Source organism: Enterovirga rhinocerotis, assembly GCF_004363955.1.
GTDB classification, from domain to species: Bacteria; Pseudomonadota; Alphaproteobacteria; order Rhizobiales; family Beijerinckiaceae; genus Enterovirga; species Enterovirga rhinocerotis.
In genome coordinates, this window is record NZ_SNZR01000014.1 from 357,895 (window position 1) to 382,395 (window position 24,501).

Annotated in this window: 24 protein-coding genes; 12 read left to right on the plus strand and 12 right to left on the minus strand. The window is 69.1% G+C overall.

Annotated elements, in window-relative coordinates; translation table 11 throughout:
* Positions 1-2: 2 nt before the first annotated feature.
* Positions 3-218 carry an energy transducer TonB family protein gene (locus tag EV668_RS25775; RefSeq protein WP_166652541.1) on the minus strand — a complete coding sequence of 72 codons (216 nt, stop codon included), beginning with the start codon at positions 216-218 and terminating at the stop codon, positions 3-5.
* On the opposite strand from EV668_RS25775, the gene EV668_RS24895 reads away from it, so the two are divergent.
* Entirely contained in the window at positions 153-302 is a 150-nt protein-coding gene (locus EV668_RS24895) for a hypothetical protein (RefSeq protein WP_166652518.1), read from the plus strand. The genes EV668_RS25775 and EV668_RS24895 overlap by 66 nt on opposite strands.
* 231 nt (positions 303-533) lie before the next feature.
* The gene (locus EV668_RS18395) at positions 534-1,334 is read left to right on the plus strand and encodes an MBL fold metallo-hydrolase (RefSeq protein WP_133772773.1); all 801 of its coding nucleotides are present in this window, start codon (positions 534-536) and stop codon (positions 1,332-1,334) included.
* A gap of 32 nt (positions 1,335-1,366) precedes the next feature.
* Here the strand turns inward: EV668_RS18395 and EV668_RS18400 are convergent, their stop codons facing one another.
* Positions 1,367-1,960: a YbjN domain-containing protein gene (locus tag EV668_RS18400; RefSeq protein ID WP_133772775.1), complete on the minus strand. Its 594-nt coding sequence runs from the start codon at positions 1,958-1,960 to the stop codon at positions 1,367-1,369.
* Positions 1,961-2,119: 159 nt separating this feature from the next.
* On the opposite strand from EV668_RS18400, the gene panC reads away from it, so the two are divergent.
* Entirely contained in the window at positions 2,120-2,974 is an 855-nt protein-coding gene (gene panC / locus EV668_RS18405) for a pantoate--beta-alanine ligase (protein ID WP_133772777.1), read from the plus strand.
* Between the two features lie 37 nt (positions 2,975-3,011).
* On the opposite strand, the gene EV668_RS18410 is transcribed toward panC, so the two are convergent.
* Together EV668_RS18410 and EV668_RS18415 are read right to left on the minus strand one after the other, a co-directional pair.
* On the minus strand, positions 3,012-3,989 hold the full coding sequence (locus tag EV668_RS18410) for a Bug family tripartite tricarboxylate transporter substrate binding protein (protein ID WP_133772779.1): 978 nt from the start codon (positions 3,987-3,989) through the stop codon (positions 3,012-3,014).
* Positions 3,990-4,159: 170 nt separating this feature from the next.
* Positions 4,160-5,236 carry an alkene reductase gene (locus EV668_RS18415; protein ID WP_133772782.1) on the minus strand — a complete coding sequence of 359 codons (1,077 nt, stop codon included), beginning with the start codon at positions 5,234-5,236 and terminating at the stop codon, positions 4,160-4,162.
* A gap of 265 nt (positions 5,237-5,501) precedes the next feature.
* Here EV668_RS18415 and sugE point away from each other — a divergent pair, with 265 nt between their 5' ends.
* Positions 5,502-5,816 carry a quaternary ammonium compound efflux SMR transporter SugE gene (sugE, locus tag EV668_RS18420; RefSeq protein ID WP_133772784.1) on the plus strand — a complete coding sequence of 105 codons (315 nt, stop codon included), beginning with the start codon at positions 5,502-5,504 and terminating at the stop codon, positions 5,814-5,816.
* 21 nt (positions 5,817-5,837) lie between these two features.
* Here sugE and EV668_RS18425 read toward each other — a convergent pair whose 3' ends face one another.
* From EV668_RS18425 to EV668_RS18435, 3 genes are all read right to left on the minus strand, one after another.
* On the minus strand, positions 5,838-7,976 hold the full coding sequence (locus EV668_RS18425) for a RelA/SpoT family protein (protein WP_133772787.1): 2,139 nt from the start codon (positions 7,974-7,976) through the stop codon (positions 5,838-5,840).
* A gap of 134 nt (positions 7,977-8,110) precedes the next feature.
* Positions 8,111-8,512, minus strand: coding sequence for a DNA-directed RNA polymerase subunit omega (gene rpoZ / locus EV668_RS18430; RefSeq protein WP_133772789.1), 402 nt, complete (start codon positions 8,510-8,512; stop codon positions 8,111-8,113).
* A gap of 139 nt (positions 8,513-8,651) precedes the next feature.
* Positions 8,652-9,074, minus strand: a complete 423-nt coding sequence (locus EV668_RS18435; RefSeq protein ID WP_133772791.1) for a hypothetical protein — start codon at positions 9,072-9,074, stop codon at positions 8,652-8,654.
* Positions 9,075-9,312: 238 nt separating this feature from the next.
* On the opposite strand from EV668_RS18435, the gene fabD reads away from it, so the two are divergent.
* From fabD to gmk, 7 genes are all read left to right on the plus strand, one after another.
* Positions 9,313-10,254, plus strand: a complete 942-nt coding sequence (gene fabD, locus EV668_RS18440) for an ACP S-malonyltransferase (RefSeq protein WP_133772793.1) — start codon at positions 9,313-9,315, stop codon at positions 10,252-10,254.
* A 3-nt stretch (positions 10,255-10,257) separates the two neighbouring features.
* Positions 10,258-10,998, plus strand: a complete 741-nt coding sequence (gene fabG / locus EV668_RS18445) for a 3-oxoacyl-[acyl-carrier-protein] reductase (RefSeq protein WP_133772795.1) — start codon at positions 10,258-10,260, stop codon at positions 10,996-10,998.
* Positions 10,999-11,168: 170 nt separating this feature from the next.
* Positions 11,169-11,408, plus strand: coding sequence for an acyl carrier protein (locus tag EV668_RS18450; protein ID WP_133772797.1), 240 nt, complete (start codon positions 11,169-11,171; stop codon positions 11,406-11,408).
* Between the two features lie 48 nt (positions 11,409-11,456).
* Complete coding sequence (gene fabF / locus EV668_RS18455; protein WP_133773006.1) at positions 11,457-12,716, plus strand: beta-ketoacyl-ACP synthase II; 1,260 nt, start codon at positions 11,457-11,459, stop codon at positions 12,714-12,716.
* A gap of 146 nt (positions 12,717-12,862) precedes the next feature.
* Entirely contained in the window at positions 12,863-14,329 is a 1,467-nt protein-coding gene (mltG, locus tag EV668_RS18460; RefSeq protein WP_133772799.1) for an endolytic transglycosylase MltG, read from the plus strand.
* 16 nt (positions 14,330-14,345) lie between these two features.
* Positions 14,346-15,233 carry a YicC/YloC family endoribonuclease gene (locus EV668_RS18465; protein WP_133772801.1) on the plus strand — a complete coding sequence of 296 codons (888 nt, stop codon included), beginning with the start codon at positions 14,346-14,348 and terminating at the stop codon, positions 15,231-15,233.
* Between the two features lie 72 nt (positions 15,234-15,305).
* Positions 15,306-15,938 carry a guanylate kinase gene (gmk, locus tag EV668_RS18470; protein ID WP_133773008.1) on the plus strand — a complete coding sequence of 211 codons (633 nt, stop codon included), beginning with the start codon at positions 15,306-15,308 and terminating at the stop codon, positions 15,936-15,938.
* A gap of 3 nt (positions 15,939-15,941) precedes the next feature.
* On the opposite strand, the gene rsmA is transcribed toward gmk, so the two are convergent.
* The 5 genes from rsmA to lptF are packed head-to-tail and all read right to left on the minus strand — an operon-like array spanning position 15,942 to position 22,735.
* Entirely contained in the window at positions 15,942-16,808 is an 867-nt protein-coding gene (gene rsmA, locus EV668_RS18475; protein ID WP_133772803.1) for a 16S rRNA (adenine(1518)-N(6)/adenine(1519)-N(6))-dimethyltransferase RsmA, read from the minus strand.
* Entirely contained in the window at positions 16,805-17,815 is a 1,011-nt protein-coding gene (gene pdxA / locus EV668_RS18480) for a 4-hydroxythreonine-4-phosphate dehydrogenase PdxA (protein WP_133772805.1), read from the minus strand. The genes rsmA and pdxA overlap by 4 nt, the downstream gene beginning before the upstream one ends.
* A 25-nt stretch (positions 17,816-17,840) precedes the next feature.
* Positions 17,841-20,444: an LPS-assembly protein LptD gene (locus EV668_RS18485; protein ID WP_133772806.1), complete on the minus strand. Its 2,604-nt coding sequence runs from the start codon at positions 20,442-20,444 to the stop codon at positions 17,841-17,843.
* Positions 20,445-20,479: 35 nt separating this feature from the next.
* Positions 20,480-21,565: an LPS export ABC transporter permease LptG gene (lptG, locus tag EV668_RS18490; protein ID WP_133772808.1), complete on the minus strand. Its 1,086-nt coding sequence runs from the start codon at positions 21,563-21,565 to the stop codon at positions 20,480-20,482.
* A gap of 3 nt (positions 21,566-21,568) precedes the next feature.
* The gene (lptF, locus tag EV668_RS18495) at positions 21,569-22,735 is read right to left on the minus strand and encodes an LPS export ABC transporter permease LptF (RefSeq protein WP_133772810.1); all 1,167 of its coding nucleotides are present in this window, start codon (positions 22,733-22,735) and stop codon (positions 21,569-21,571) included.
* A gap of 218 nt (positions 22,736-22,953) precedes the next feature.
* On the opposite strand from lptF, the gene EV668_RS18500 reads away from it, so the two are divergent.
* Positions 22,954-24,441, plus strand: coding sequence for a leucyl aminopeptidase (locus EV668_RS18500; RefSeq protein WP_133772812.1), 1,488 nt, complete (start codon positions 22,954-22,956; stop codon positions 24,439-24,441).
* Positions 24,442-24,501 lie beyond the last annotated feature (60 nt).

The following is a 24,501-nucleotide window of genomic DNA, read 5'->3' on the forward strand; positions in this document are numbered from 1 at the left end:
CGTCATCGGTCCCTGAATTCGACGGGAAGTAGCAGGCGCGGCGTCGGCGACGCGATATCCGGCGGCGGCCTCGGAAGGGGCTCGGCCCTGCGGACCATCCGCAGCGCCGCCTCGTCGAAGGCCGCGATTCCGGAACTCTGCGCGACGGCGAGATGGACGATCCGGCCCTCGCGATCGATCGTGATCCGGATGACGACCCGCCCTTCCGGGGCGGGCACGCCCTCGGCGCGGGCTTTCCTCCGGAGATCGGCCGGATAGATCTTGTAGCGCGCCAGAACGCGCGCGATCTGCGCCTGCCATGACGCCGAATCCCGCGCGTCGCGCCCCGCCGGACCCGACGCAGGCCTTTGAGCACCGTCGAGCGCGACGGCGCCCTGCGGTGCCGCAGCGGCCTGCGGCGCGGCGGCGAGGCCGGTCGTGACGAGGAGAGCGGCCAGGGTCCGGACGGGGCGGCGACGCGCGTGCCGCGGGCAGTTGGAACGGCACTTGCTCGCCCCGAAGGCTTCAGGCAGCCTTGCCGGCGGAGGTCCGCCATGCTCGCGTTCAGGATCGTGATCCTCGCCGCTTTCGCCGTGGCGGCGATCGCGTTTCCACGGGCGGCCATCGCGGCGGAGGAGAGTTGCCCCGGCCTCGTCGCACGACGCGGCCTGCCGATCGTCCCCGCTTCCCTTGCCGCGGACGCGGTGCAACTGACCTATATCGGCCATTCGACCTTCCTGTTCGAGACGCCGTCCGGCGTCAGGATCGCCACCGACTACAACGACTTCGTCCGGCCGCGTACCACGCCCGACGTCGTCACGATGAACCGGGCGCACTCGACCCATTACTCCGACAATCCCGAGCCCGGCATCAAGCGCATCCTCCGCGGCTGGGATCCGGCGGGCGGCCCGGCCCGGCACGACGTCCAGTTCGGCGACGTGCGCATCCGCAACGTCGTCACCAATATCCGGCAATGGGGCGGCGAGACGACGCTGCGCGACGGCAATTCGATCTTCGTCTTCGAGGCGGCCGATCTGTGCATCGCCCATCTCGGCCATCTCCACCACACGCTGACGCCCGAACATCTGAAGCAGCTCGGGCGGATCGACGTGCTGCTGGTGCCGGTCGACGGCAGCTACACGCTCGATCTCGACGGCATGATGGAGGTGATCGCCAGCATCAATCCGCGCATCGCCATTCCGATGCACTTCTTCGGGCTGTCGACCCTCGACCGGTTCCTGGCCCGGGCGGAGGGGCAGGGCTTCACCGTCGAGCGCCGGCCGACGCCGACCCTGACGCTGAGCCGCACCTCGCTGCCGCCGACGCCGCGCGTCCTCGCATTGCCCGGCCGCTGAGAGGCCAGGCCGGACGGCTGCTTGCTGGACGGCTACTTGCCGGACGGCTTGTATTCGAGGGCTTCCTTGAACACCGAGATCCAGAGTTCGCCGAGCGAGCGCACATGCTCCTCGCTGACGCCCTTGTAGAGGCTCGCCGGCAGCATGAGCTGGAGCTCGCCGTCCTTGTCCTTGGCGAGCTTGGTGTAGATCGTGTTGCGGTTGTAGTCGTTGATGAAGGTCTCGTCGACCGAGTCCTGCCGGCCGAGATAGACGGTGAAGAGCAGCGAGACGCAGCGGCCATCGTTGCAGTTCTCGAGGAAGATGAAGGTATCCGTCTCGTCGATCTGCGCCTTCACGTAGCTGCCGGCCTTGTTGGTCTCGACCGTGGTCGACTTGAAGCCGACATCCCTCATGATCCTGACCACGTCTTCGGCCGAGACGTCGGTGACGAGGCCCGAGGCCCTCGGCGCTGCCGGGGCAGGGCTCCCGCCAGAGCCTCCTCCCGAGCCTCCCCCGCCGACAGGCCGGTCGAGGCGGAGCTGGCTGGCGGCATCCGACGGGTCTCCGCCTGTCGCCGTCTGGGCGAGGGCGGGCGCCAGCCCGGCCACCAGCGCCACCATGATCCAGGCCGCACCGAGCTTCATCGCAACTCTCCGATCCGCCCAAGCACTCAGCCGTATCGCGGCCGCCGGTCAAGAGGCCTTCTTCGGGGCACGCCGGCGCCGCGCCTTGACGGCTCCGGTCCTCTCCTGACATGGGCCGGGTCCCGAGAGGCTGCCGCCTCCACGCCCGCCGAGGTCTTCATGACGCTTCCGGACGTCGTCACGACGGTTCCCTCCCTCCGCCAGCGCGTCGCGGCCTGGCGCCAGGACGGCGAGCGGGTCGCGCTCGTGCCGACGATGGGCGCGCTTCACGAAGGCCATCTCGCCCTGGCGCGACGGGGGCGGGAGGAGGCCGACCGTGTCGTGGTGTCGATCTTCGTCAATCCGAAGCAGTTCGGGCCGGCCGAGGATTTCAACAAGTATCCGCGGGCGGGCGAGCGCGACCGCATGCTCCTGTCCGGCCTCGCCGATCTCATCTGGGCTCCGACGGTCGACATCATGTATCCGGCCGGCCATGCGACGACCATCGAGGTCTCCGGCCCGAGCGCCGGGTTCGAGGGCGCGATGCGGCCCGGCCATTTCGCCGGCGTCGCGACGGTCGTCTCGAAGCTGTTCCTCCAGGTCGGCCCCGATGCCGCGATCTTCGGGGAGAAGGACTGGCAGCAGCTGCAGGTCGTGCGCCGCATGACGGCCGATCTCGATCTGCCGCTCTCCATCATCGGCCACCCGACCGTGCGGGACGAGCATGGCCTCGCCCTGTCCTCGCGCAACGCGTACCTGTCGCCCGAGCAACTCGCCGTCGCGCGCCGGCTGAACGGCATCCTGCGCGATCTCGCCGAGGACCTGCGCCGGCGCTCGGTCGCAGAGGCGCTCGAGGCCGCGCGGGCGGCCGTCGCGGCCGCCGGTCTCGGGGCGGTGGACTATCTCGCGCCGGTCGAGGCCGAGACGCTGCGGCCGCTCGAGCGCCTCGACGGCGCCGTGCCGGTCCGGCTTCTCGCCGCGGTGAGGCTCGGTTCCGTCCGGCTTCTCGACAACGTGGCCGTGCCCCTGCCGTGAGGCGGCCGGGCCTCTCGGCAGGGCGGCTGTCGGGGGTCTATTTCGCGAGCCCCATCTCCTTGAGGATGTCGCCGATCTCGGCGTTGTCGGTCTTCATGAAGGCCGCGAACTCGCCCGCATCGCCCCAGATCGGCTCGAAGCCGCGGGAGGCCATGAAGTCCTGGAACGGGCGGCCGGCATAGATCGCCTTCAGCGAGGCCTCGTAGCGGGCGGCGGCCTCCTTCGGCAGGCCCTTCGGCCCCACCATCCCGCGCCAGACGCCCTTCTTCCAATCCGAGCCCACGGCCTCCTTGAGGGTCGGCACGTCCGGATAGTTCCTGGCGCGCTTCTCCGCCATCAGGGCGATGCTCCGGATCTTGCCGGCGCGGGTGAGGGCATCGGCCTCGGGCAGGGAGCAGGACACGAAGTCGAGCCCGGCGGCGGCGAGGTCGGTGAGCGCCGTCGCGGCTCCGGTGGCGGGCACCCAGGGGACGCTCGCCGGGTTGATGCCCTGCGATTTCAGCATTCCGGCGAGGGCGAGGTGCCAGCTCCCGCCCTGTCCCGTGCCGGAGGCTTTGAGCTTGCCGGGGCTGGCCTTGATGGCGGCGATCAGGTCCTTCAGCGTCTTGTGCGGTGAATCGACCCGCACATGGATGGCCGCCGGGTCGGCATTCATCAGGGCGAGCGGCGTGAAGGCCTCGTAGGTCAGCTTCGTCAGCCCCACCCAGTGCATCATGTTGATCTCGAGGGTGATGAGACCGATCGTGTAGCCGTCCGGCGGGGCGGCGGCGATCGCCGCATGGCCGACGACTCCGCTGCCGCCCGTCCTGTTGACGACATTGACCGGGACGCCGAGGTCCTTCTCCATCTGCGAGGCGATCATGCGGGCGATCGCATCCGTTCCGCCACCCGCCGCCCAGGGGACGATCAGCGTGACGGGCCGGTCGGGGAAGGCGGCCTCGGCCGGCTTCGAGATCACACCGGGAAGGGCCGCGAGGACGGCCATGGCGAGCCAGACGACGGACCGTCGGATCATTCATCCCTCCCATGTCCGGCAGTCGTTCTCGTGCTGCCGGATTGCTTGTCGACGACTGCATTCTGACGGCTGTTTTCAGTAAGTCAAAGCAGAGGACGCAGATGTCCTCATCTTTCGACTTCGCTGTTCATGCCGGCGGGGCGGTCGGCTGTCGGCGTCGGGGGGGCGCGCTAAGGCGCCGCGGGATAATCGATGTAGCCCTTCTCGCCGCCTGCGTACCACGTGTCCGCATCGTCCGAGGCCAGCGGGATGCCGTCGGAAAAGCGGCGGGGAAGGTCCGGGTTCGCGATGAAGGGGCGTCCGAAGGAGATCGCATCGGCGAGTCCGGCATCGAGCGCGGCCTGCCCTTTGGCTTGGGTGTAGTCGGAATTCAGGATGAACGATCCCCGGAAGGCCGCCCGCATGCGGGGCGCGACGGGCGGGCGCTCGGCCTTGCCGTTGGTGCCGTCGTAATCCGGCTCGCGGACTTCCAGATAGGCGATCCCGATATGGGACAGCATGCGCGCGGCCTCCTCGAAGAGCGGCTCGGGATTGCTGTCGTTGACGCCCTGCCTCTCTTCGTTCGGCGACAGGCGGACGCCGGTCCGGTCGGGGCCGATCGTGTCCGCGACGGCTCTCACGACATTGCGCAGGAAGCGGATGCGGTTCTCGATCGAGCCGCCATATTCGTCGGTGCGGAAATTGGCGTTGTCGCGCAGGAACTGGTCGATGAGGTAGCCGTTCGCCGCGTGGATCTGGACGCCGTCGAACCCCGCATTCTGGGCGTTGCGCGTCGCTGCGCGGTATTCGCCCAGGACCAGATGGATGTCGTCGATGGTCATCGGGCGCGCCACGGAATAGGGCTGCTTGCCGTCATAGGTTCGGGCGAGGCCCGGCATCGTCGTGGCCGAGGACGACAGGGGCTGGCTGCGTCCCGGCAGGCTCGGATGGACGACGCGCCCCATGTGCCAGAGCTGGCAGACGATGAGCCCGCCCGCCTCATGCACCGCTCGCGTGATCGGCTTCCAGGCCTCGACCTGCTCGTCGTTCCAGATGCCGGGGGCATAGGGCCAGCCGAGGGCCTGCGGGCTGATGCCGGTCGCTTCCGTGATGATCAGCCCGGCCCCGGCACGCTGCCGGTAGTAGTCGATCATCATCGGGACGGGCACGTGGTCTCGCGTGGCGCGCGCCCGGGTCAGGGGCGCCATCACGATCCGGTTGCGGGCGGTGACGGCGCCGAGGCGGATGGGATCGAACAGAGAGGTCAAAGCGTGAGCCCTTCCTGAGTACGGCAGCGGCCGCTCCGGATCGGTGGCACAGGAGGGTGTCGTCGAGCAAGGCGAGCGGTGCCGCCGGAACGACGATCCGCCCGGTTCGGGTGCGGGCTCGGCCGTGCGCGCGAGCAGCCAGTCCGTTCCCCGCCGCTTGCGGCCCGCGCGGCATGTCCCATATGAGCGGGACGGAGCAACGTCTCCGCCCTCGCATCGGCGGGGTTCAAGTCCGGGACGGCCCGGCCCTTCAAGGAGGGCTGCCATGGCCTGGATTGCTTTGTTTCTCGCAGGCTTGCTCGAGATCGTCTGGGCCTTTTCGATGAAGGCGTCGGATGGGTTCACGCGTCCCGTCCCGAGCCTCGTCACCCTGGTCGCGATGATCGCGAGCTTCGTCCTGCTCGCGCTCGCCATGCGGTCGCTGCCGCTCGGCACCGCCTACACGATCTGGACGGGGATCGGCGCGGTCGGGGCTTTCGTCGTCGGCATCGCCGTCCTCGGGGAGCCGGCCGCGCCGGCCCGGCTCGCGGCCGCCGCGCTCATCGTCTCGGGGATCGTGCTGATGAAGCTCGCCGGCTGATCGGCGGGCGAGCCCTTCCCGTCAGCCCGTGATGCGCTCGACCTTGTTGACCGCCGGCTTCGCGCGCAGTTCCGACATGATGGCGTTGAGGTGCTTCAGGTCGAAGACCGAGAGGTCGACCGTCGTCTGCGTGAAGTCGGGCGTGCTCCGTTGCATCGCGACGTTCTCGATGTTGCCGTCGTGATCGGCGATGACCTGCGCGACCTGCGCCAGGCTGCCGGGCTCGTTGATCGAGTGGAGCAGGAGGCGCGCCGGAAAGCGGCGCCCCGCGCCGGCCTCGACGTCCCACCTGACGTCGATCCAGCGCTCCGGCTCGTTGTCGAAGGCGGCGAGGGCCGGGTTCTGGATCGGATAGATCGTCACGCCGACACCGGGCGTGAGGATGCCGACGATGCGGTCGCCCGGGACCGCGCCGCCTTCCGGAGCGAACTGGACGGGAAGGTCGCCGCCGATCCCGCGGATCGGCAGGGCGTCGGCGGGCGTCGCCGTGCCGTTGAGACGGGCGAGCGGCGCCTCGTGGATTTCGGGCCGGCGCTCGACATAGTCTGGATAGACCCCGCGCACGACATCGCCGGAATACATCTCGCCGCGGCCGACCGCGGCCAGCACGTCGTCGGCGCTCGCCCGCGCCAGGCGGGGCAGGGCTCCGCGCAGCTTCTCGTCCGAGAAGGCCTTGCCGGCGCGCTGGAAGGCGCGCTCGAGAATCTGGTGGCCGAGACCCGCATATTGGCGCCGCGTCGCGGCCTTCGCGGCCCGCCGGATCGCGGCCCGGGCCTTGCCGGTGACCACGAGCGATTCCCAAGCGGGAGGCGGGGTCTGGCCATCGGCGCGGACGATCTCGACCTCGTCGCCGTTGAACAGCTCGTTGAAGAGGGGCGCCATGCGCCCGTTGATCTTGGCCCCGACGGCCGTGTTGCCGACATCGGTATGGACCGCGTAGGCGAAATCGATCGCATTGGCGCCGCGCGGCAGGGCGATGACGCGGCCCTTCGGCGTGAAGCAGAAGACCTGGTCGTGGAAGAGTTCGAGCTTGGTGTGTTCGAGGAATTCTTCCGGGCTGTCGCCCTCGGCCAGGAGATCGACGGTGCGCCGCAGCCATTGATAGGCCCGGCTGTCGGCGCCGAGGGAGCCGTGCTTGTACTGGCTGTGGGCGGCGATGCCGAAATCGGCGATCTCCTCCATCTCCCGCGTGCGGATCTGCAGCTCGACGCGCTGGGAGCCTGGGCCGATCACCGTCGTGTGGATGGACTGGTAGTCGTTCTGCTTCGGATTCGAGATGTAGTCCTTGAACCGGCCCGGCACGGCTGGCCAGGAGGTGTGGACGATGCCGAGCACGCGATAGCAGGCATCGATCTCCTCGACGACGACCCGGAAGCCGTACAGGTCGGACAATTGCTCGAAGGCGACGGACTTGCGCTCCATCTTGCGCCAGATCGAGTAGGGACGCTTCCGGCGTCCGACGACCTTGGCCTCGACGCCGTTGGCGGCGAACTTCGCCTTCAAACCGTCCTCGACCTCCTCGATCAGGCGGCCGTTGCGGTCCTCGATGCTCGCGAGCCGGGTGGCGATGGTCTCGTAGGCTTCGAGGTTGATGTTGCGGAAGGCGAGATCCTCGAGTTCGTCCCGCATCTCCTGGATGCCCATGCGGCCGGCGAGCGGCGCATAGATGTCGAGCGTCTCCTGCGCGATCCGCGCGCGCTTTTCCGGCGGCATGAAGCCGAGCGTGCGCATGTTGTGGAGACGGTCCGCGAGCTTGACGAGAAGCACGCGGGTATCGGCGGCGATGGCGAGGAGCAGCTTGCGGAAGTTCTCGCCCTGCGCGGCCTGTTTCGAGACGAGATCCAGGCGCTTGATCTTGGTCAGCCCGTCCACGAGCGAGCCGATCTCCGGACCGAAGATGCGGTTGATCTCCTCGAGCGTCGCGGCCGTGTCTTCGACCGTGTCGTGGAGGACGGCGGCGACGATGGTGGCGGCGTCGAGCCGCAGATCCGTGAGGATCGCCGCGACCTCGAGCGGATGCACGACGAAGGCCTCGCCCGAGGCGCGCTTCTGCGTGCCGTGGGCCATCATCGCATAGACGTAGGCGCGGTTGAGCAGATCCTCGTCGGCCGAGGGGTCGTACCGCTTCACGCGCTCGACGAGCTCGTATTGGCGCATCATGCGGGGAACGGCCGGACTCCTCTCGGATTGGATATCTCTCGTAGCCAAACCGTTGAGATTAGAACAACAAAAAAGCCCTGGCCGGCGGCCAGGGCTGCGTCTGGTGCAGACATGCACCGAATTGGGGGCTGGGTTCAGCCCTCCTCGTCGTCCGTCGCTGCCGGCGGCACGAGGCCCTCGAGACCCCGCAGGAGGTCTTCTTCGCTCATCTTGTCGAACTGGACGTCCGTATCGTCGGACGAGGAGGCCGGGATGGCGGCGACCGTCTGACCCAGCAGCGGCACCGTCTCGGCTTCAGGCTCGTCGACCTCGACGTATTTCTGGAGCGAATGGATGAGCTGCTCCTTGAGATCGTCCGGGCCGATCGTCTCGTCTGCGATCTCGCGCAGTGCCACGACCGGGTTCTTGTCGCGGTCGCGGTCGACGGTCAGAGCGGCGCCGGAGGCGAGCAGGCGGGCCCGATGGCTCGCGAGCAGGACCAGCTCGAACCGGTTGTCGACCTTGTCGATGCAATCCTCAACGGTGACGCGCGCCATGCGGCGGCTCCTTCAAACTTAACCGGGTTCCGGGATTGCACCCGCTTTACGGCATCCTGGCATGATCGGCAAGGCGACGCCGCAGAGACGAATGACGGCGGGAGGCCGAAGCCTCCCGCCGTGTCGATACGAGACGCCCTTAGTAGCAGACGCGAACCCGCTGGACGACCCAGCCGTAATAGGGGTCCCAGGCGCGGCGGGGGCGCCAGGTGCAGCCGCCGCCGTAATAGGCGGGGGCATAGCCGTAGCCGCCATATCCGTAGGCCGGAGCGGGGCGGTAGTAGGGTGCCGCAGCCGCGCCGGCCGCGAGCGCGCCGAGCGCGACGCCGGCTCCGACGGCGCCCCAGCCCAAGCCGCGGCCGCCGCGGTAATAGCCGCCGCGATAACCGCGGTAGCCGCCGCCCCAGCCGCCGCCGCGATAACCGCCGCCCCAGCCGCCATGGTGATGGCCGCCCCAGCCGCCGCCGCGGTACTGAGCGCTGGCCGTGGCGGGTGCCAGGACCGTCGCTGCCGTCAGGGTCGCGGCGGCGATGCCGACGAGGCCCAGAGTCTTGATGGACATGATGTGCTCCCTGATGTCTGCCGCCCCGCCGGATTCCAGCATGCGCTGGTCCACCCGGCTTCGGCGGCGATCCTGTCGCCCAGATTGCGGATCATTCCCGAGGGTGACTGAACGACGCCTGACAATTTTGGTTCGCCCCGCGGCGGCTTGACGCGGGGCGTTAAGCATGCGGGTTGACGTTGGGGCAGCCGGATGCGACCTGCCGCCCGACGAAAAAGTGTCACGGAACGGGGATGGAATGCGCGCCTTGATCTTCCCGGGGCAGGGAAGCCAGACCGTGGGGATGGGCCAGGCCCTCGCCGCGGCTTTCCCTGTCGCCCAGGCCGTGTTCGACGAAGTCGATTCAGCGCTCTCTCAGAACCTCTCCGCTCTCATGTGGGAAGGGCCTTCCGACGAGCTCAATCTCACGGCCAACGCTCAGCCGGCGCTGATGGCGACGAGCCTTGCGGCGCTGCGCGTTCTGGAGAGCGAGCTCGGCCTCGATCTCGCGCGCGACGTCGCCCTGGTGGCCGGCCATTCGCTGGGCGAATATTCCGCGCTGGCCGCGGCCGGGGCGCTCTCGATTTCCGATTCAGCGCGTCTCCTGCGCCTGCGCGGCGAGTCGATGCAGAAGGCGGTCCCGGTAGGGACCGGCGCCATGGCCGCGATCCTGAAGCTCGAATACGACGCCGTCCGCGCGATCGCCGAGGAGGCCTCGGCGGGCGAGGTCTGCGACATCGCCAACGACAACGGCGCCGGTCAGGTGGTCGTGTCCGGCCACAAGGCGGCGGTCGAGCGCGCCGCGGCGCTCGCCCAGGCCAAGGGCGGTCGGGGCATGATGCTGACCGTGTCCGCGCCCTTCCATTGCCGGCTCATGGCGCCCGCCGCGGAGGCCATGCAGGCGGCCTTGAGCGAGACGACGATCAGCACGCCGGTCGTGCCGGTCGTCGCCAATGTCGAGGCTGCGGCGATCTCCGCTCCCGAGGCGATCCGCGATGCCCTCGTACGCCAGGTGACGGGCACGGTGCGCTGGCGCGAAAGCGTCGCGGCCATGGCCGCGGACGGGGTGACGGATTTCGTCGAGGTCGGGGCCGGCAAGGTCCTGACGGGTCTCGTCAAGCGGATCGCCGCCGGCGCCCGGGCAGCCCCCTTCGGCCAGCCATCCGATCTCGACGCCGTGCGTCCCCTCCTCGGAGCCTGAATCATGTTCGACCTGAGCGGGCGCACCGCCCTCGTGACGGGCGCCACCGGCGGCATCGGCGGAGCGATCGCCCGCGCGCTGCACGGCCAGGGGGCGACGGTCGCCGTGTCCGGAACCCGGCCCGAGGCGCTCGAGGCTCTCGCCTCCGAACTCGGGGAGCGCGTGCATGTCCTGGCCTGCAATCTCGCCGACAAGGATGCGGTCGAGGCCCTGGTGCCGCAGGCCGAGGAGACTTTCGGCGGCTCTCTCGACATTCTCGTCAACAACGCGGGCGTGACGCGCGACGGGCTTCTGATGCGCATGAAGGACGCCGATTGGGACGACGTGATCGCCGTCAATCTGACGGCGGCCTTCCGGCTCTCGCGTGCGGCCGTGAAGGGCATGATGAGGCGGCGGCGCGGCCGCATCGTCTCGATCGGCTCGGTCGTCGGCGCCATCGGCAATCCGGGCCAGGTGAACTACGTCTCCTCGAAGGCGGGGCTCACCGGCCTGACGAAGGCCCTCGCCGCCGAGGTCGCGACGCGGGGAATCACGGCGAATCTCGTGGCGCCCGGCTTCATCGCCTCCCCGATGACGGATTCGCTGAACGAGACCCAGAAGGGCGCGATTCTCGGCAGGGTTCCGATGGGGCGTCTCGGCGAGGGGCACGAAATTGCCGCAGCGGTGGTCTATCTAGCCTCCGACGAGGCCGCCTACGTGACGGGTCAGACGCTGCACGTGAACGGCGGAATGGCGATGCTCTGATGCCCCGGCCGACGCGTCCTCCACGGGCGTGACGGCCCCAGGGCTTGACCGGCGCCGAAAATAAGGCTTTGCACGGCCTCCTCCGGCGATCCGTTGCTTCGCCGACGGTTCCGGCATCCAGTCGCCGGGGCCCGCCGGAACCGAATTCAGGATTGTGACGGGGACTTGTGATGAGCGATACTGCCGAGCGCGTGAAGAAGATCGTCGTCGAGCATCTCGGCGTCGAGGCCGACAAGGTGACTGAGAGCGCCAACTTCATCGACGACCTTGGTGCTGACAGCCTCGACACCGTCGAGCTCGTCATGGCGTTCGAGGAAGAGTTCAACGTCGAGATCCCGGACGATGCGGCCGAGACGATCGTGACCGTCGGCGACGCCATCAAGTTCCTGGACAAGAGCGCCGCGGCGTAACGCGGGCGCAGGGATCGACCGCCTGGTCGGCTCGAAAAGGGGATGTTGATGCGGAGGGTGGTCGTTACGGGGCTCGGGATGGTGAGCCCTCTCGGCTGTGGGGTCGAGGCGACCTGGAAGCGGCTGCTGGCTGGCGAAAGCGCGGCCAAGCAGGTCGATACCTTCGAGACCTCCGATCTCGCCTGCAAGATCGCCTGTCCCATTCCCTTGGGGAATGGGGAGAATGGCACCTATAACCCGGATCAGTGGGTCGACCCCAAGGATCAGCGCAAGATCGATCCCTTCATCGTCTATGCGCTGACGGCCGCGAAACAGGCCCTCGACGACGCGGATTGGCACCCCACCAGCCATGAGGATCAATGCGCGTCAGGCGTGCTGATCGGCTCCGGGATCGGCGGGATCGGGGGCATCTACGATGCCGCCGTCATCCTCGCCGAGAAGGGGCCGCGCCGGCTCTCGCCGTTCTTCATTCCGGGACGGATCATCAATCTCGCCTCGGGGCACGTCTCGATCGCCCACGGCCTGAAAGGGCCGAACCATTCGGTCGTGACGGCGTGTTCCACGGGTGCGCATGCCGTCGGCGATGCCGCCCGGCTGATCGCGTTCGGCGACGCCGACGTGATGGTGGCCGGAGGGGCCGAATCGCCCATCAACCGCCTGTCGCTGGCCGGTTTCGCCGCCTGCCGGGCGCTCTCGACGTCTTTCAACGACGAGCCCAAGCGGGCTTCGCGTCCCTATGATCGGGACCGCGACGGCTTCGTCATGGGCGAGGGGGCGGGCATCCTCGTCCTCGAGGAATACGAACACGCCAAGGCGCGCGGCGCCAAGATCTACGCCGAGATCGTGGGCTACGGCCTGTCCGGCGACGCTTATCACATCACCGCCCCGTCCGAGGACGGCGACGGCGCCTTCCGGTGCATGACGATGGCGCTGAAGCGGGCGGGTCTCGACGCGGGCCAGATCGATTACATCAACGCCCACGGCACCTCGACCATGGCGGATACGATCGAATTGTCCGCCGTCGAACGTCTGGTCGGGAATGCCGCCGGCAAGATCGCGATGTCGTCGACGAAATCGGCCATCGGACACCTGCTCGGTGCCGCCGGCTCGGCCGAGGCGATCTTCTGCATTCTCGCCATGCGGGACGGGATGATCCCGCCGACGCTCAACCTCGACAATCCGTCGGTCGAGACCGCCATCGATCTCGTGCCTCATCAGGCCAAGGCGAAGCAGGTGGACGTCGCTCTGTCGAATTCGTTCGGGTTCGGAGGGACCAACGCCTCCCTCGTCTTCCGGCGGGCTGCTTAGCGGGGCCGTTTCGCGGCAGCCACGCCATTTCGCCATAATGCTCGGTCAGCTAGGCCGGGCGCGTGGCGGACGCGCGGCTGTTTCATCGGACGTGCCGGCTCGGGGGCGGGTCGGGACGCCTCTTCGGAATTCGGCAAGGCGATCAGATGTTCGGCAGACGACGCGCTGCATCCTCCTCCGACCCCGAGATCGTCTCGACGGCGTCTCGGAACGGACCGCGGAGCCCGAGCGAATCGCTGAAACCGGTGCCGGTGCCTCAGCCGAGGCGGGTCCGGCGCCCGCGTGGCGGCCTGCTATCCCTCATGAGCGGCCTGCTGACCGCGGCCGTGGTCGTGGCGGGCGTGGTGGTCTTCGGGCTCATTTCGGTGAGCCATGAGGTCGGCAAGCCCGGGCCGCTGGACGCCGACAAGGTCGTCCTGATCCCGCGGAATACCGGGACCTCCGAGATTTCGGCGCTGCTGACGAAGGAAGGGGTGATCGACAACCCCGTCCTGTTCGAGCTCTATTCCTACGCCAATCGCACGAAGGGGCAGCTCAAGGCGGGCGAGTTCCTGTTCAAGGCCAAGGTCAGCATGGCCCAGGCCATCGACACCCTGATCGGCGGCAAGGCGATCCTGCATTCCTTCACGGTTCCCGAGGGACTGACGAGCGAGCAGGTCGTGACCCGGCTCCGCGAGAACGAGATTCTCACCGGCGACCTGAACGCGATCCCGCCCGAAGGCTCGCTGCTTCCCGACACCTACCGCTTCGAGCGCGGCATGACGCGCCAGCAGGTCGTCAACGAGATGCAGCGGGCGAGCCGCAGGGCGCTCCAGCACGTCTGGGAGCGCCGCTCCCCGGACCTGCCGATCAAGACGCAGCAGGAACTCGTGATCCTCGCCTCGATCGTCGAGAAGGAGACGGGCCGGGGCGACGAGCGGGCCCGCGTCGCGAGCGTCTTCCTGAACCGCCTGCAGCGGCGGATGAAGCTGCAATCGGACCCGACGATCGTGTACGGCATCGTCGGCGGCAAGGGCACGCTCGGCCGCGGCATCCTGCGGTCCGAGATCGACCGGGCGACGCCCTACAACACCTATGTCATCGAGGGGCTGCCCCCGGGCCCGATCGCCAATCCCGGCCGGGCCGCCCTCGAAGCCGTCGCCAACCCGCTCAAGACGAAGGATCTCTTCTTCGTCGCCGACGGCACCGGCGGACATGCCTTCGCGGAGACCTACGACCAGCATCAGCGCAACGTCGCTCGCTGGCGCCAGATCGAGCGGGCGCGCGAGGCCGCACCGGCGGGCGAGGTCGACCGTGCAGCGCCGGCTCCGGATAACCGCACCGATTACGAGGCGGCGTCGCCGATCCGGACGGCGTCGACCGGGGATGAGCCGCTGTCGATCTCGGCGGGGCGCGCCTTCGACGCGGTCGAGGGAACATCGCTCGACCCGCTCGCCAACAAGACCTGGGATCTGACGACGCCGAAGACCGTGCCGAGCTTCGGTCCGGAGCCGGTCGCGCAGCCGGCCCCGCGGCCGGCTCGTGCGAGCCGCACGTCCCGGCGGCGTGAGCAGGAGCAGTCGCGCGCTGCCGAGCCGGGCCTGCCGCCCGGCGTGCGGATGCCCCCGCGCTGAGGTTGACGTCCCTGCCATGACGATTCGATCGATGACCGGTTTCGCGCGCGAAGCCGGGGTGACGGGTCCGTATCAATGGGCCTGGGAGATCAAGACGGTGAACGGCCGTGGCCTCGATGTGAGGTTGCGCACGCCGAATGGGTTCGACCAGGTCGGGGAGGAGGCGCGCCGCCTGATCGCCGCGTCGCTGAGCCGGGGCCAGTGCCAGCTCGGATTGACGCTGACGCGCGCCGCCGCGGCGGCGAGCGTCCGGATCAATCGTCCGCTACTCGAGGACCTGATCGCCTCGCTCGCTCGCATCGCCCGCCCGGCCGAGATCGGACCGGCGACGCTCGACGGGCTTCTGGCCGTGCGCGGCGTCGTCGAGATCGAGGAAGACGGCGGTGGCGCGGCCTTCGACGAGGCCCTCAGGACCGACCTCGTCGCCGCAGCGGGGCGTCTCGTCCCGGCGGTGCAGGAGGCCAGGGAAGTGGAGGGCGCCGCGCTCGCGGCGGTGCTCGGCGGCCAGCTCGCCGAGATGAGCGCCCTGATCGAAGCGGCCGATCGGTGCCCGGCGCGGCAGCCTGCGGCCGTGCGGGAGCGCCTCGCCGCGGCCGTCGCGAGCCTCGTCGAGGCGTCGCGCGCGCTCGATCCCGACCGGCTGCACCAGGAGGCTGCCCTTCTCGCCACCCGGGCCGATATCCGCGAGGAGCTCGACCGCCTGCGGGCCCATATCGAGGCGGCCCGCGATCTACTGGCGGCGGGCGGCGTGATCGGGCGCAAGCTGGATTTCCTGGCACAGGAATTCGGACGCGAGGCCAACACCCTCTGCTCGAAGGCGAATGACGTCTCCCTGTCGCGGATCGGGCTCGACTTGAAGGCGATCGTGGAGCAATTCCGGGAGCAGGTTCAGAACGTGGAGTGAGCGGTGGCGGACGAGGTGATGGCGGGACAGGAGGTCGACGGGGCGATCGACCGGCAGTCCGAACAGGCCGCCATGCGGCGAGGCTTCATCCTGATCCTCTCCTCACCCTCGGGCGCGGGCAAGACCAGCCTGACGAAGGCCCTCAAGGCCGACAAGGATGCCGGGCTCGAAGTCTCGGTCTCCGTGACGACCCGGCCTAAGCGCTCGAACGAGATCGCCGGCCAGGACTACGATTTCATCGCCGTCGAAGATTTCCAGCGGCTCCGGGAGCATGACGACCTGCTCGAATGGGCCGAGGTCCACGGCAATTTCTACGGCACCCCGCTCCGCCCGGTGGAGAAGCATCTCGCCGCCGGCACGGACATGATCTTCGACATCGACTACCAGGGCACGCGCCAGGTGCGGGACAAGCTCGGCCGCGACGTCGTGACGGTCTTCATCCTGCCCCCCTCCATGCGCGAGCTCCGCAGCCGCCTCGAGCGCCGGGCGCAGGACAGCAAAGAGACGATCGAGCGCCGCCTCGAGAACGCGCGCGTCGAGATCGAGCGCTGGGGCGAATACGACTACGTGATCGTCAACGAGGATCTCGACCGCTCGCTCGCCGGGATGCGCGCCATCCTCACCGCCGAGCGGCTGAGGCGCGACCGGCAGACGGGGCTTCCGGACTTCGTGGACGGCCTGCTCGCCGAGAACGCCGTCGGATAGCGGTCAGCGTGTGCCGGGTTGAGCGGCCATGATCGCCTCCAGCGCGATCGCCATGGCACAGAAGCCGGCCACCGGAACCTCCTCGGCGCGGCGCGTGCCTTCGATGCCGGCGGCTTCCAGCAGCGGGGCCGGATCGGTGCCGAGCCCCTTGAGGCTCTGGCGCAGCATCTTGCGGCGTTGACCGAAGGCGGCGCGGGTCACGCGTTCCAGCATCTGCGGGCGCGCGGGGAGGGGAGCCGGGCTCGGCTCGATCAGCACCACGGCCGAGGTGATCTTGGGCGGCGGCACGAAGGCCTGCGGCGGCACGTCGAACAGGATGCGGGAGCGGCAGCGCCAGCCGCACAGGACGCCGAGCCGCCCGTAATTGGCGGGATCGTCCGGCCCGGCGACGATCCGATCGGCGACCTCGCGCTGGAACATCAGGGTCGCGCTCGACCACGGCGGCGGCCAGTCGGGCACCGACAGCCAGGAGGCGAGAAGCGCCGTGCCGACATTGTAGGGCAGGTTCGCCGCGATCCGGGAGGGGCCGGACCCGAGGAGCGAGGCGGCGTCGATCTCCAGCGCATCCGCCTCCACGACGTCGAGGCGACCGGGATAACGAGCCTCGATCTCGGCGAGGGCCGGCAGGCAGCGCGGGTCGCGCTCGATGGCGACGACGCGCCCGGCGCCTTCCGCGAGGAGCGCGCGGGTGAGGCCGCCGGGGCCGGGCCCGACCTCCAGCACCGTATGGCCCTCCAACGGCCCGGCCGCGCGGGCGATGCGGCCGGTGAGGTTCAGATCGAAGAGAAAGTTCTGGCCGAGCGCCTTGCGGGCGGCGAGCCCGTGGCGGCTCACGACCTCCCGCAGCGGCGGCAATCCGTCGATCGTCACCGCGCTGCCGCCCTCGCCGCGAGGCGGCCGGCGAGTCCGATCGCGGCGCCGAGACTGTCGGCGCGGGCGAGGCCGCGCCCGGCGATGTCGAAGGCAGTGCCGTGATCGGGCGACGTCCGGATGAAGGGCAGGCCGAGGGTGACGTTGACGCCCTCGTCGAAGGCGATGGTCTTGATCGGGATCAGGGCCTGGTCGTGATACATGGCGAGAGCGACGTCGTAGCGCTCGCGCGCCCGCGGGTGGAACAGGGTGTCGGCCGGGTGAGGCCCACTCGCCGCGATTCCCTCGGCGCGCAGGCGCTCGATGGCGGGGGCCACGATGTCGCGGTCCTCGGTGCCCATCGCGCCGCCTTCGCCGGCATGGGGATTGAGGCCGGCGAGGGCGAGGCGCGGCGCGGCGATGCCGAACCGCGTCGCGAGGTCATGGGCCACGATGCGCGCGGTCTCGACGATCAGGTCCGCCGTCAGGAGCGCCGGCACCTCCCGCAGCGCGACGTGGATGGTGACGGGGACGACGGCGAGGCCCTCGCTCCAGATCATCATCACGGGCATCGGCGCGGGCTCGCCCGGTTCCGCCGCGAGGGCGGCGAGATACTCGGTATGGCCGGGATGCGCGAAGCCGGCCTCGTAGAGGACGTGCTTGGCGATCGGATTGGTCACGATGGCCGCCGCGCGGCCCTCGCGGACGAGCGCGACCGCGCGGTCGATGGAGAGGATGGTCGCCGCGGCCGTGGCAGGATCGGGCCTGCCTGGGGCGGCAGAGACGGGGATGCCGAGCGGCACGACGGGGAGGGCGTCCGGGAAGACGCTCGCCGCCTCTTCGGGGCTCGTCGCGCGCACCGGCACGTCGAGGCCGAGGCGGCTCGCCGCCGCCTCGTACAGGGCTGGATCCGACAGGACGAAGAAGGGTGGCCCCGCGCGGCCGTCGATCCAGGCGCGCAGGGTGATCTCCGGGCCGATCCCGGCCGGGTCCCCCTGCGTCAGGGCCAGGGGAGGCGTCGAGGTCATGGTGCGAGGGCGGCTGTCGCGTCCCTCACCGGGTCGCGATGCCGTCGGCGGTCGTCGTCGAGATGCTCTGCGAGACGTTGCTCTGGCCGAGCGTCCGCAATTCGAGCCGGACCAGGACGGTCCGGTCCGTGTCGCGCATGCCCGTCGCGGCGAGACGCGGCGAGGTCAGGTAGTTGACGCTCAGCGTCGTGCATTCGTCGCGATAGGTCAGGCCGATATTCGTCTGCGCGACCGTCCAGCGTTCGGTCCGCTTGTCGATCGCGGCGAGGCCACCCAAAGCCGTCGCATAGGTGTCGCGCAGCTCGAGATAGCGGTCGAGATCGAACAGGACCGAGCCGCCGATCGACCAGTTCGGGGTGATGTCCCAGGCGACGGCGGGGCGCAGGCCCTCGCGCCGGTACAGATAGCCCTGCTGAGGCTGGGCTTCGTAGCGGGCATAGGTGAGCGAGGCCGCAATGGGGAAGAACGGCTTGAAATTCGCGACCGCCTGGGCCTCGAAGCCGTTGACCGAGAAGTCGTCCTTGCCGAAGCGGCCGCGCGTGATCAGCGAGAAGTTCTCGCTCGGATTGACCTGGACGCGGCCCACGAAATCGGAGGCCCTGCTGTCGAGGCCCGAGCCGGCTCCAGTGTTCAGGAGGTCGGCCGCCCCGAAGGAATTGTGGCCCGCGACCTGATAGGACTGGCCGAACAGGGCGCTGCCGGTCCAGCCGGACGGGGTCGCGACGTTGTACTGGATGCCGACATTGGCGCGCACGCCGCCCTCGGCCCGATCGTAGCCGGAGAACTTGTCCCAGTCGAACAGGTTCGAATCGTCATAGACGAGGCTGTGCGCGTCCTCGTTGGCGATGCGGCGATAGCCCGTCTCGTTCGGCCGGGCGATGATCTGGCCGATGGGCTGCACGGTGTGCACGCCGTAGCGGCCGGCATCGGCGACGAACGGATAGCGGTATTCGAGGCCGACCGCCGGCATGACGCGGCCGACGAAATCGTTGCCCTGCGTGCGGATGAAGTTCGTGACAGCGTAGTTCTGATAGCCGTCGCCGTCGAAGTTGTTGAAGAACCCGTCGGCCCGCAGATAGGCGAAGGGCGTCCAGGTCTGGCCGGCATCGTCGATGAAGCGGCGGCGCCAGGAGGCCTCGGCCGAGACGCGGGCGAAGTTCCCGGCGAGGCCGTTCACGATGCAGGCGCCGCGCTGGAAGACGGCGCAGCTCTCGTAGGGGATCGCGGTGCCGTAGAGACCGGTCCCGTAGGCGGTCGGCAGGACGGACTGGAAGCCCGGCGGTGCGTAGGGGTAGGCGCGGTTGGCGATCGAGGTCGAGCTGAACTGCGTCGCGGCGCGGTTGATGTTGGCGAAGTTGAACTGGAACCGCACCTCGCCGCCGATCGGGTCGGGGCCGTTCACGCGCTTGTCGTAGTCGATGACCGGCGTGATGCCCGGCAGCTGCTTCTGCCAATCGGCGAAGGACAGCCCCTGGAAATACATCGCCCGCATGTCGAAGAACGAGCGGTCGCCCTGGCCGCGCAGGAAGGCCTGCGAGGTCGATTCGGGCAGCACGTAGTTCGTGGCGGCGAAGCTCTCGCTGCGGATCTTGTAGTTCTGCAGGAACCACTTGTCCGAGAGAAGGGCGACGTCCCAGCCGTAATGCCAGTTCTCGTTGATGTTGAACCGGCCGGTGGTCTCGATCGAGCCGCGCCAGCGCCGGTCACCCGCGCCGTAGGGGCCGGGGAGGAAGGCGTCCTCGTCCTGCTGCGCGATGCCGGCGGCGCGGATGTTGAGGCCGCCCGTGTGGAAGCGCTGCCGGTACTCCGCCTGCATCAGGAAGCCCTGACGCGAGTGGAAGGTCGGATAGAGCGTCAGGTCCTTGTCCGGCGAGATGGCCCAGAAATAGGGGATCGCCGCGCCGTAGCCGAGCGCCTTGGTGTGGATGTAGCGAGGCGCGAGGAAGCCGGATTCGCGCTTCACGGACGGGTCCGGCGTCCAGAAATAGGGCCAGAATCCGATCGGAACGCCTGCGACCTCGATTGTGGCGTTCTCGTAATAGATCCGGCGTTCCTCGTTGTTGTGGATGACGCGCGCGGCCTTCACCTGCCAGAGCGGGGGCCGTTCGGGATTGTCCCGGCAGGGCTCGCAGGCGGTGTAGGTGCCGTTCTGGAAGGTTGTCGTCTGGCCGTCCACGCGCTCGCCGCGCGGCGCCGAGAATCGCGTCACCACGGGACCCTGAGCGTCCCGCGTCTCCTGGACCGAGCGGAGGCTGTCGATGAAGCCGGTCCTGAAATCGTCAGTGAGTTCGAAGCGGTCGCCGGTCGTGACGGTGCCGTTCGCCTCGATCATCCGCACGTTCCCGGTCGCGTGGACGCGGCCGTTCGTGCGGTCGAGGGTCACGCGGTCGGCCTGGAGCGTGCGGCCGCCATAGTTCAGCTCGACATCGCCCGATGCCGCGACCGTGTTCTTGTCGCGGTTGTAGACGATCTCGCGGCCTTCGACGAGAAGGCGCGACTTGTCGCTCTGGGCGCCCGCTTTGCGGGCGATGAGGTCGTTCGCCGTCTGGGCGCGCGCAAGCGTCGTCAGGCTGACGCTGCCGAGCGCCAACGCGACCGCCGCAACGACCGTGCTTCGACGAACCCCCATCGATACTCCATGCCGGTTACGCTGGCCGAGGATCATCACCCATCCTCTTGGTACAGGAGTGCCAGCGTTCCGAGCAAGCTGCCCATGATCGCCGGAAGCCAAGCTGCCGCCCAGGACCCGACGATGCCGGCTCCGCCCAAGTCGCGCATGACTTCCGTCACGACATAGAGCACGAACCCGGCACCCACGCCACCGAGCACCATCTTGGCCACGCCACCGAAGCGGAAAAACCTCAACGAAACGGAAGCGGCCAGGAAAACCATCGCGACGAAGAGCAGCGGCCGAGCCAGCAGCACGTCGTATTGCAGACGGTAGCGGCTCGCATCGAGGCCTGCGCTCTCGGCCCGGGCGATGGTTTCGCCGAGCTTCCAGAACGACACCGATTCGGGGGGCGTGAAAGTCTGCCGCACCTGGCTCGGGTCGAGATTGGTGGCCAGGAGATAGGTCGAATAGGTCTGCGGCTCGTCGAAGGTCGTCGAGACCCGGGCGTTGTGGAACTCCCAGTAGCCCTCCCGCAGGACCCCGTCCTGCGCTTCGACCCGCTCGACGAAGCGTCCGTCCGGATCGAAGACGAAGATGGCGATGCCCGTCAGGGTGTTGGTCGCAGCGACAGCGGCCTCGGCCCGGATCACCGCCTGCCCGTCGAGGCTCTTCTGGCGGATCCACAATTCCGGCCCGAGCCCCTTCGCCTTGCGCGCGAAGATCTTGGCCTCGATCCGGCTCGCCTGCTCCTTCAGCGAGGCGGAGATCGGGTTGAAGGCGAAGATCGAGACGATTCCGAGCGCGACGGCGACGGCGAGGCCGGGCTGGAGGAACTGCCAGGCGGAGATGCCGGCCGCGCGCGCGACCACCAGTTCCAGCCGGCGCGACAGGTTGAGGAGGGTCGCCATCGAGCCGAACAGCACCGCGAAAGGCAGGACCTGCTCGGCGATGGAGGGGGTTCGGTACAGCGAGAGCTGCGCCATCACGAGCGGGGTCGCCCCCGCGGCGTCGCCGGCGCGCCGAAGCAGCTCGATGAAATCGAGCGTGAAGACGAGGCCGAACACCGTCGCGAAGACGAGCATGATCGTCCGGAGGAATCGGGCCGAGATGTAGAGGCCGAGGGTCCTGCCGATCAGCATGGCTCAGGCCCCGCGCAGCCGCGGCGGGAGGAGGGCCGCCGGCACGAGGGAGAGGAGGCCGCGCAGAACGCGCTCGACCGCGAGCGAGAGGCGCGAGCCGCTCGTGATCATCAGGGTCGAGATCAGGATCGTGAGCAGGGGAAGGCCCCATACCGCGAAGGCGGCGGCGGGGCTGCGGACCACCGCGCTCGACGCGGCGAACAGCGCGATGCGCAGGGCCGCCACGGCGACGACGGCGCCTCCGACCGCCATGCCGCGTCCCTGGCGCGTGGTCTTGGCCCGGCCCAGGGCCGCGAAGGCGATGAACACCACGGCGAGCGGGAACAGCCAGGCGCTCAGGCGGTCATGCAGCTCCGCGCGGAAGCGGCCGCGCTGCATGTTGTAATAGATGTCGGACGTGTCCGGCATCAGGAGGTCGCCCGTCGAGCGCTCGCGCGGCTTGTAGACGATCTCGCTCGCCTCCTGGTTCAGGGCGGCGAGGTCGATCGCATAGCGCTTGAAGGCGACGATCGAGGAATCGGCGGCATCCGCGCGCTGGCGGTGGACGCTGCCGTTCTCGAGCACGAGATAGCTCTGCCCTCTCTCCTCGACCGTCTGGCCGCGCTCGGCGAGATAGACCACGGTCCGGCCTTCGTCGCGCCGGTCCTGCATGAAGATGCCGAGGAGGGCGGGGCCCGAGCGCTCCCGGTAATGGAAGGTGACGCCGTTATCGAGCGTCGTGAACTGGCCTTCCTGGGCGATGTTGGCCACGAAATCCGCGCGGATGCGCGAGATCAGGTCGCGCAGCTCCTGGAACGAGGCGGGGATGAGGTAGATGGTCAGCATCCCGACCATCGCGGCGACGATCAGCCCCAGGGAGAGGAAGGGCCGCATCAGGCGAATCGGCGACATGCCGGCCGCGCTCATCACGATGAGCTCCGAATCCCCGTTCAGCCGGTTCAGCGCGTAGATCGCCGCGACGAAGAGCGCGACCGGCGCGATCACGGCGATGAGGGTCGGCAGCGTCAGGCTCGTCACCGACAGGAAGACGAGCAGGGTCTGGCCCTGGGCGGTGATCACGTCGAGCTGGCGGAGGGCCGAGGTCAGCCAGATCACGCCCGTCAGCGCCACGAGGCAGCCGATGAAGGCCCCTGCCGCAATGCGGAATATGTAGCGCTCGACGAGGGACATGGCGATCAGTGCCGAGGGCTAGCTCGGCAGGAGGCTCCCGGCAATGACGCCGCCGCCACACCTGTCGGTCTCGACTTCGTCGGAAACGAGGCCGCGGGCGAGTGTGACGCAGACGCGACAATGCTTTGGCCTGCGGCGGTGCCGATGGCCATTGGCGGAGCGCACGCCCGGTGCTCTATGGCACCTGACGATTCCACAGAGACCGCCAGGAGCCTCGCTTGGACAGGATCACCATCGCTTTTCGGCCCGTGGGCGCTGCCGCCGAAGGGGATCTCGTCGTCTTCGTCCGGGACGATCTCGTGCCGGTCGGCGGCGGCCAGCCGGCGGCGCTGGCGGAGCTGATCCGGCGCGCTGCCGCCGCGGAGCGGTTCAAGGGCAAGGCCAAGGCGGTCATGACGGTGCCGGCGCCGGCCGGACTCGACGGCATCGCCAGCCTTCACGTCGTCGGGCTCGGCGCGAAGGACGGGGCGGGGCCGGACTGGCGCCTTATCGGCGGCGCGATCGCCGGTCGGGTCTCCGGCCGCGAGGCGACCGTCCTCGCCGATCTCGGCGAGGGGGCGGACGCGCTGGCGGCCGTGGCGGAGATGGTGCTGGGCGCGCGGCTGCGCTCCTATCGCTGGGACCGGTTCAAGTCGAAGAAGCCGGATGCGGACGAGGCGGCCTCCCCGACGCGCCTCACCTTCGCCGTGGCCGATGCGGCCGGCGCCGAGCGCGCCGATGCGGCGGGCCTCGCCCTTGCCGAGGGCATCAACCTCGCCCGCGACCTCGTGCACGAGCCGCCGAACGTTCTCTTCCCCGAGGAATTCGCGCGGCGGGCTCAGGCGCTCGACGCGGTCGGCGTCGAGGTCGAGGTTCTCGGCGAGGAGGACCTGCGCACGATCGGGATGCGTGCCCTCGTCGCGGTCGGCGACGGCTCGGCGCACGACAGCTGTGTGGCCCTGATGCAGTGGAAGGGCGGGGCGCCCGACGAGCCGCCGATCTGCTTCGTCGGCAAGGGCGTCTGCTTCGATTCCGGCGGCATCTCGATCAAGCCCTCCGGCGGCATGGAGGACATGAAGGGCGACATGGCGGGCGCGGCGACCGTCGTCGGCCTCATGCACGCCCTCGCCGCCCGCAAGGCGAAGGTCAACGTGATCGGCGCCATCGGCCTCACCGAGAACATGCCCGACGGCAAGGCCCAGCGCCCCGGCGACATCATCACGACCCTCTCCGGCCAGACCGTCGAGATGGTCAATTCGGACGCCGAGGGCCGGCTCGTCCTCGGCGACGTGCTCTGGTACGTCCAGGATCGCTACAAGCCGAAGATGATCGTCGATCTCGCGACGCTGACCGGCGCGATCCTGGTCGCTCTGGCCCAGGAATATGCCGGCCTCTTCTCGAACAGCGACGAACTGGCGGACCGGCTGATCGCCGCGGGCCGGAAATCCGGCGAGCTCGTCTGGCGGATGCCGCTCGCGCCCGCCTACGACAAGCTGATCGATTCGAAATTCGCCGACATGAAGAACACCGGCGGACGGCATGGCGGCTCGATCACGGCGGCGCAGTTCCTCCAGCGCTACGTCCGGGACGGCCTGCCCTGGGCCCATCTCGACATCGCCGGCACCGGCATGAATGCGCCGCAGACCGACATCAACAAGACCTGGAGCGCGGGCTGGGGCGTCAGGCTGCTGGAACAGCTCGTGCGGGACAATTACGAGGAGGCGTGAAGGCGCTCCGCGCGCCTTCTCCCGCAAGGGGCGAAGGAACACGCGGACCCGTCGAGCCCT

What these genes read in the sequence shown, in the direction of transcription:
- EV668_RS24895 (WP_166652518.1), top strand. Translation starts at nt 153, where the DNA reads ATGGACGATCCGGCCCTCGCGATCGATCGTGATCCGGATGACGACCCG.
- EV668_RS18395 (WP_133772773.1), top strand. Translation starts at nt 534, where the DNA reads ATGCTCGCGTTCAGGATCGTGATCCTCGCCGCTTTCGCCGTGGCGGCG.
- EV668_RS18400 (WP_133772775.1), bottom strand. Translation starts at nt 1,960, where the DNA reads ATGAAGCTCGGTGCGGCCTGGATCATGGTGGCGCTGGTGGCCGGGCTG.
- panC (WP_133772777.1), top strand. Translation starts at nt 2,120, where the DNA reads ATGACGCTTCCGGACGTCGTCACGACGGTTCCCTCCCTCCGCCAGCGC.
- EV668_RS18410 (WP_133772779.1), bottom strand. Translation starts at nt 3,989, where the DNA reads ATGATCCGACGGTCCGTCGTCTGGCTCGCCATGGCCGTCCTCGCGGCC.
- sugE (WP_133772784.1), top strand. Translation starts at nt 5,502, where the DNA reads ATGGCCTGGATTGCTTTGTTTCTCGCAGGCTTGCTCGAGATCGTCTGG.
- EV668_RS18425 (WP_133772787.1), bottom strand. Translation starts at nt 7,976, where the DNA reads ATGATGCGCCAATACGAGCTCGTCGAGCGCGTGAAGCGGTACGACCCC.
- rpoZ (WP_133772789.1), bottom strand. Translation starts at nt 8,512, where the DNA reads ATGGCGCGCGTCACCGTTGAGGATTGCATCGACAAGGTCGACAACCGG.
- EV668_RS18435 (WP_133772791.1), bottom strand. Translation starts at nt 9,074, where the DNA reads ATGTCCATCAAGACTCTGGGCCTCGTCGGCATCGCCGCCGCGACCCTG.
- fabD (WP_133772793.1), top strand. Translation starts at nt 9,313, where the DNA reads ATGCGCGCCTTGATCTTCCCGGGGCAGGGAAGCCAGACCGTGGGGATG.
- fabG (WP_133772795.1), top strand. Translation starts at nt 10,258, where the DNA reads ATGTTCGACCTGAGCGGGCGCACCGCCCTCGTGACGGGCGCCACCGGC.
- EV668_RS18450 (WP_133772797.1), top strand. Translation starts at nt 11,169, where the DNA reads ATGAGCGATACTGCCGAGCGCGTGAAGAAGATCGTCGTCGAGCATCTC.
- fabF (WP_133773006.1), top strand. Translation starts at nt 11,457, where the DNA reads ATGCGGAGGGTGGTCGTTACGGGGCTCGGGATGGTGAGCCCTCTCGGC.
- mltG (WP_133772799.1), top strand. Translation starts at nt 12,863, where the DNA reads ATGTTCGGCAGACGACGCGCTGCATCCTCCTCCGACCCCGAGATCGTC.
- EV668_RS18465 (WP_133772801.1), top strand. Translation starts at nt 14,346, where the DNA reads ATGACGATTCGATCGATGACCGGTTTCGCGCGCGAAGCCGGGGTGACG.
- gmk (WP_133773008.1), top strand. Translation starts at nt 15,306, where the DNA reads ATGCGGCGAGGCTTCATCCTGATCCTCTCCTCACCCTCGGGCGCGGGC.
- pdxA (WP_133772805.1), bottom strand. Translation starts at nt 17,815, where the DNA reads ATGACCTCGACGCCTCCCCTGGCCCTGACGCAGGGGGACCCGGCCGGG.
- EV668_RS18485 (WP_133772806.1), bottom strand. Translation starts at nt 20,444, where the DNA reads ATGGGGGTTCGTCGAAGCACGGTCGTTGCGGCGGTCGCGTTGGCGCTC.
- lptG (WP_133772808.1), bottom strand. Translation starts at nt 21,565, where the DNA reads ATGCTGATCGGCAGGACCCTCGGCCTCTACATCTCGGCCCGATTCCTC.
- lptF (WP_133772810.1), bottom strand. Translation starts at nt 22,735, where the DNA reads ATGTCCCTCGTCGAGCGCTACATATTCCGCATTGCGGCAGGGGCCTTC.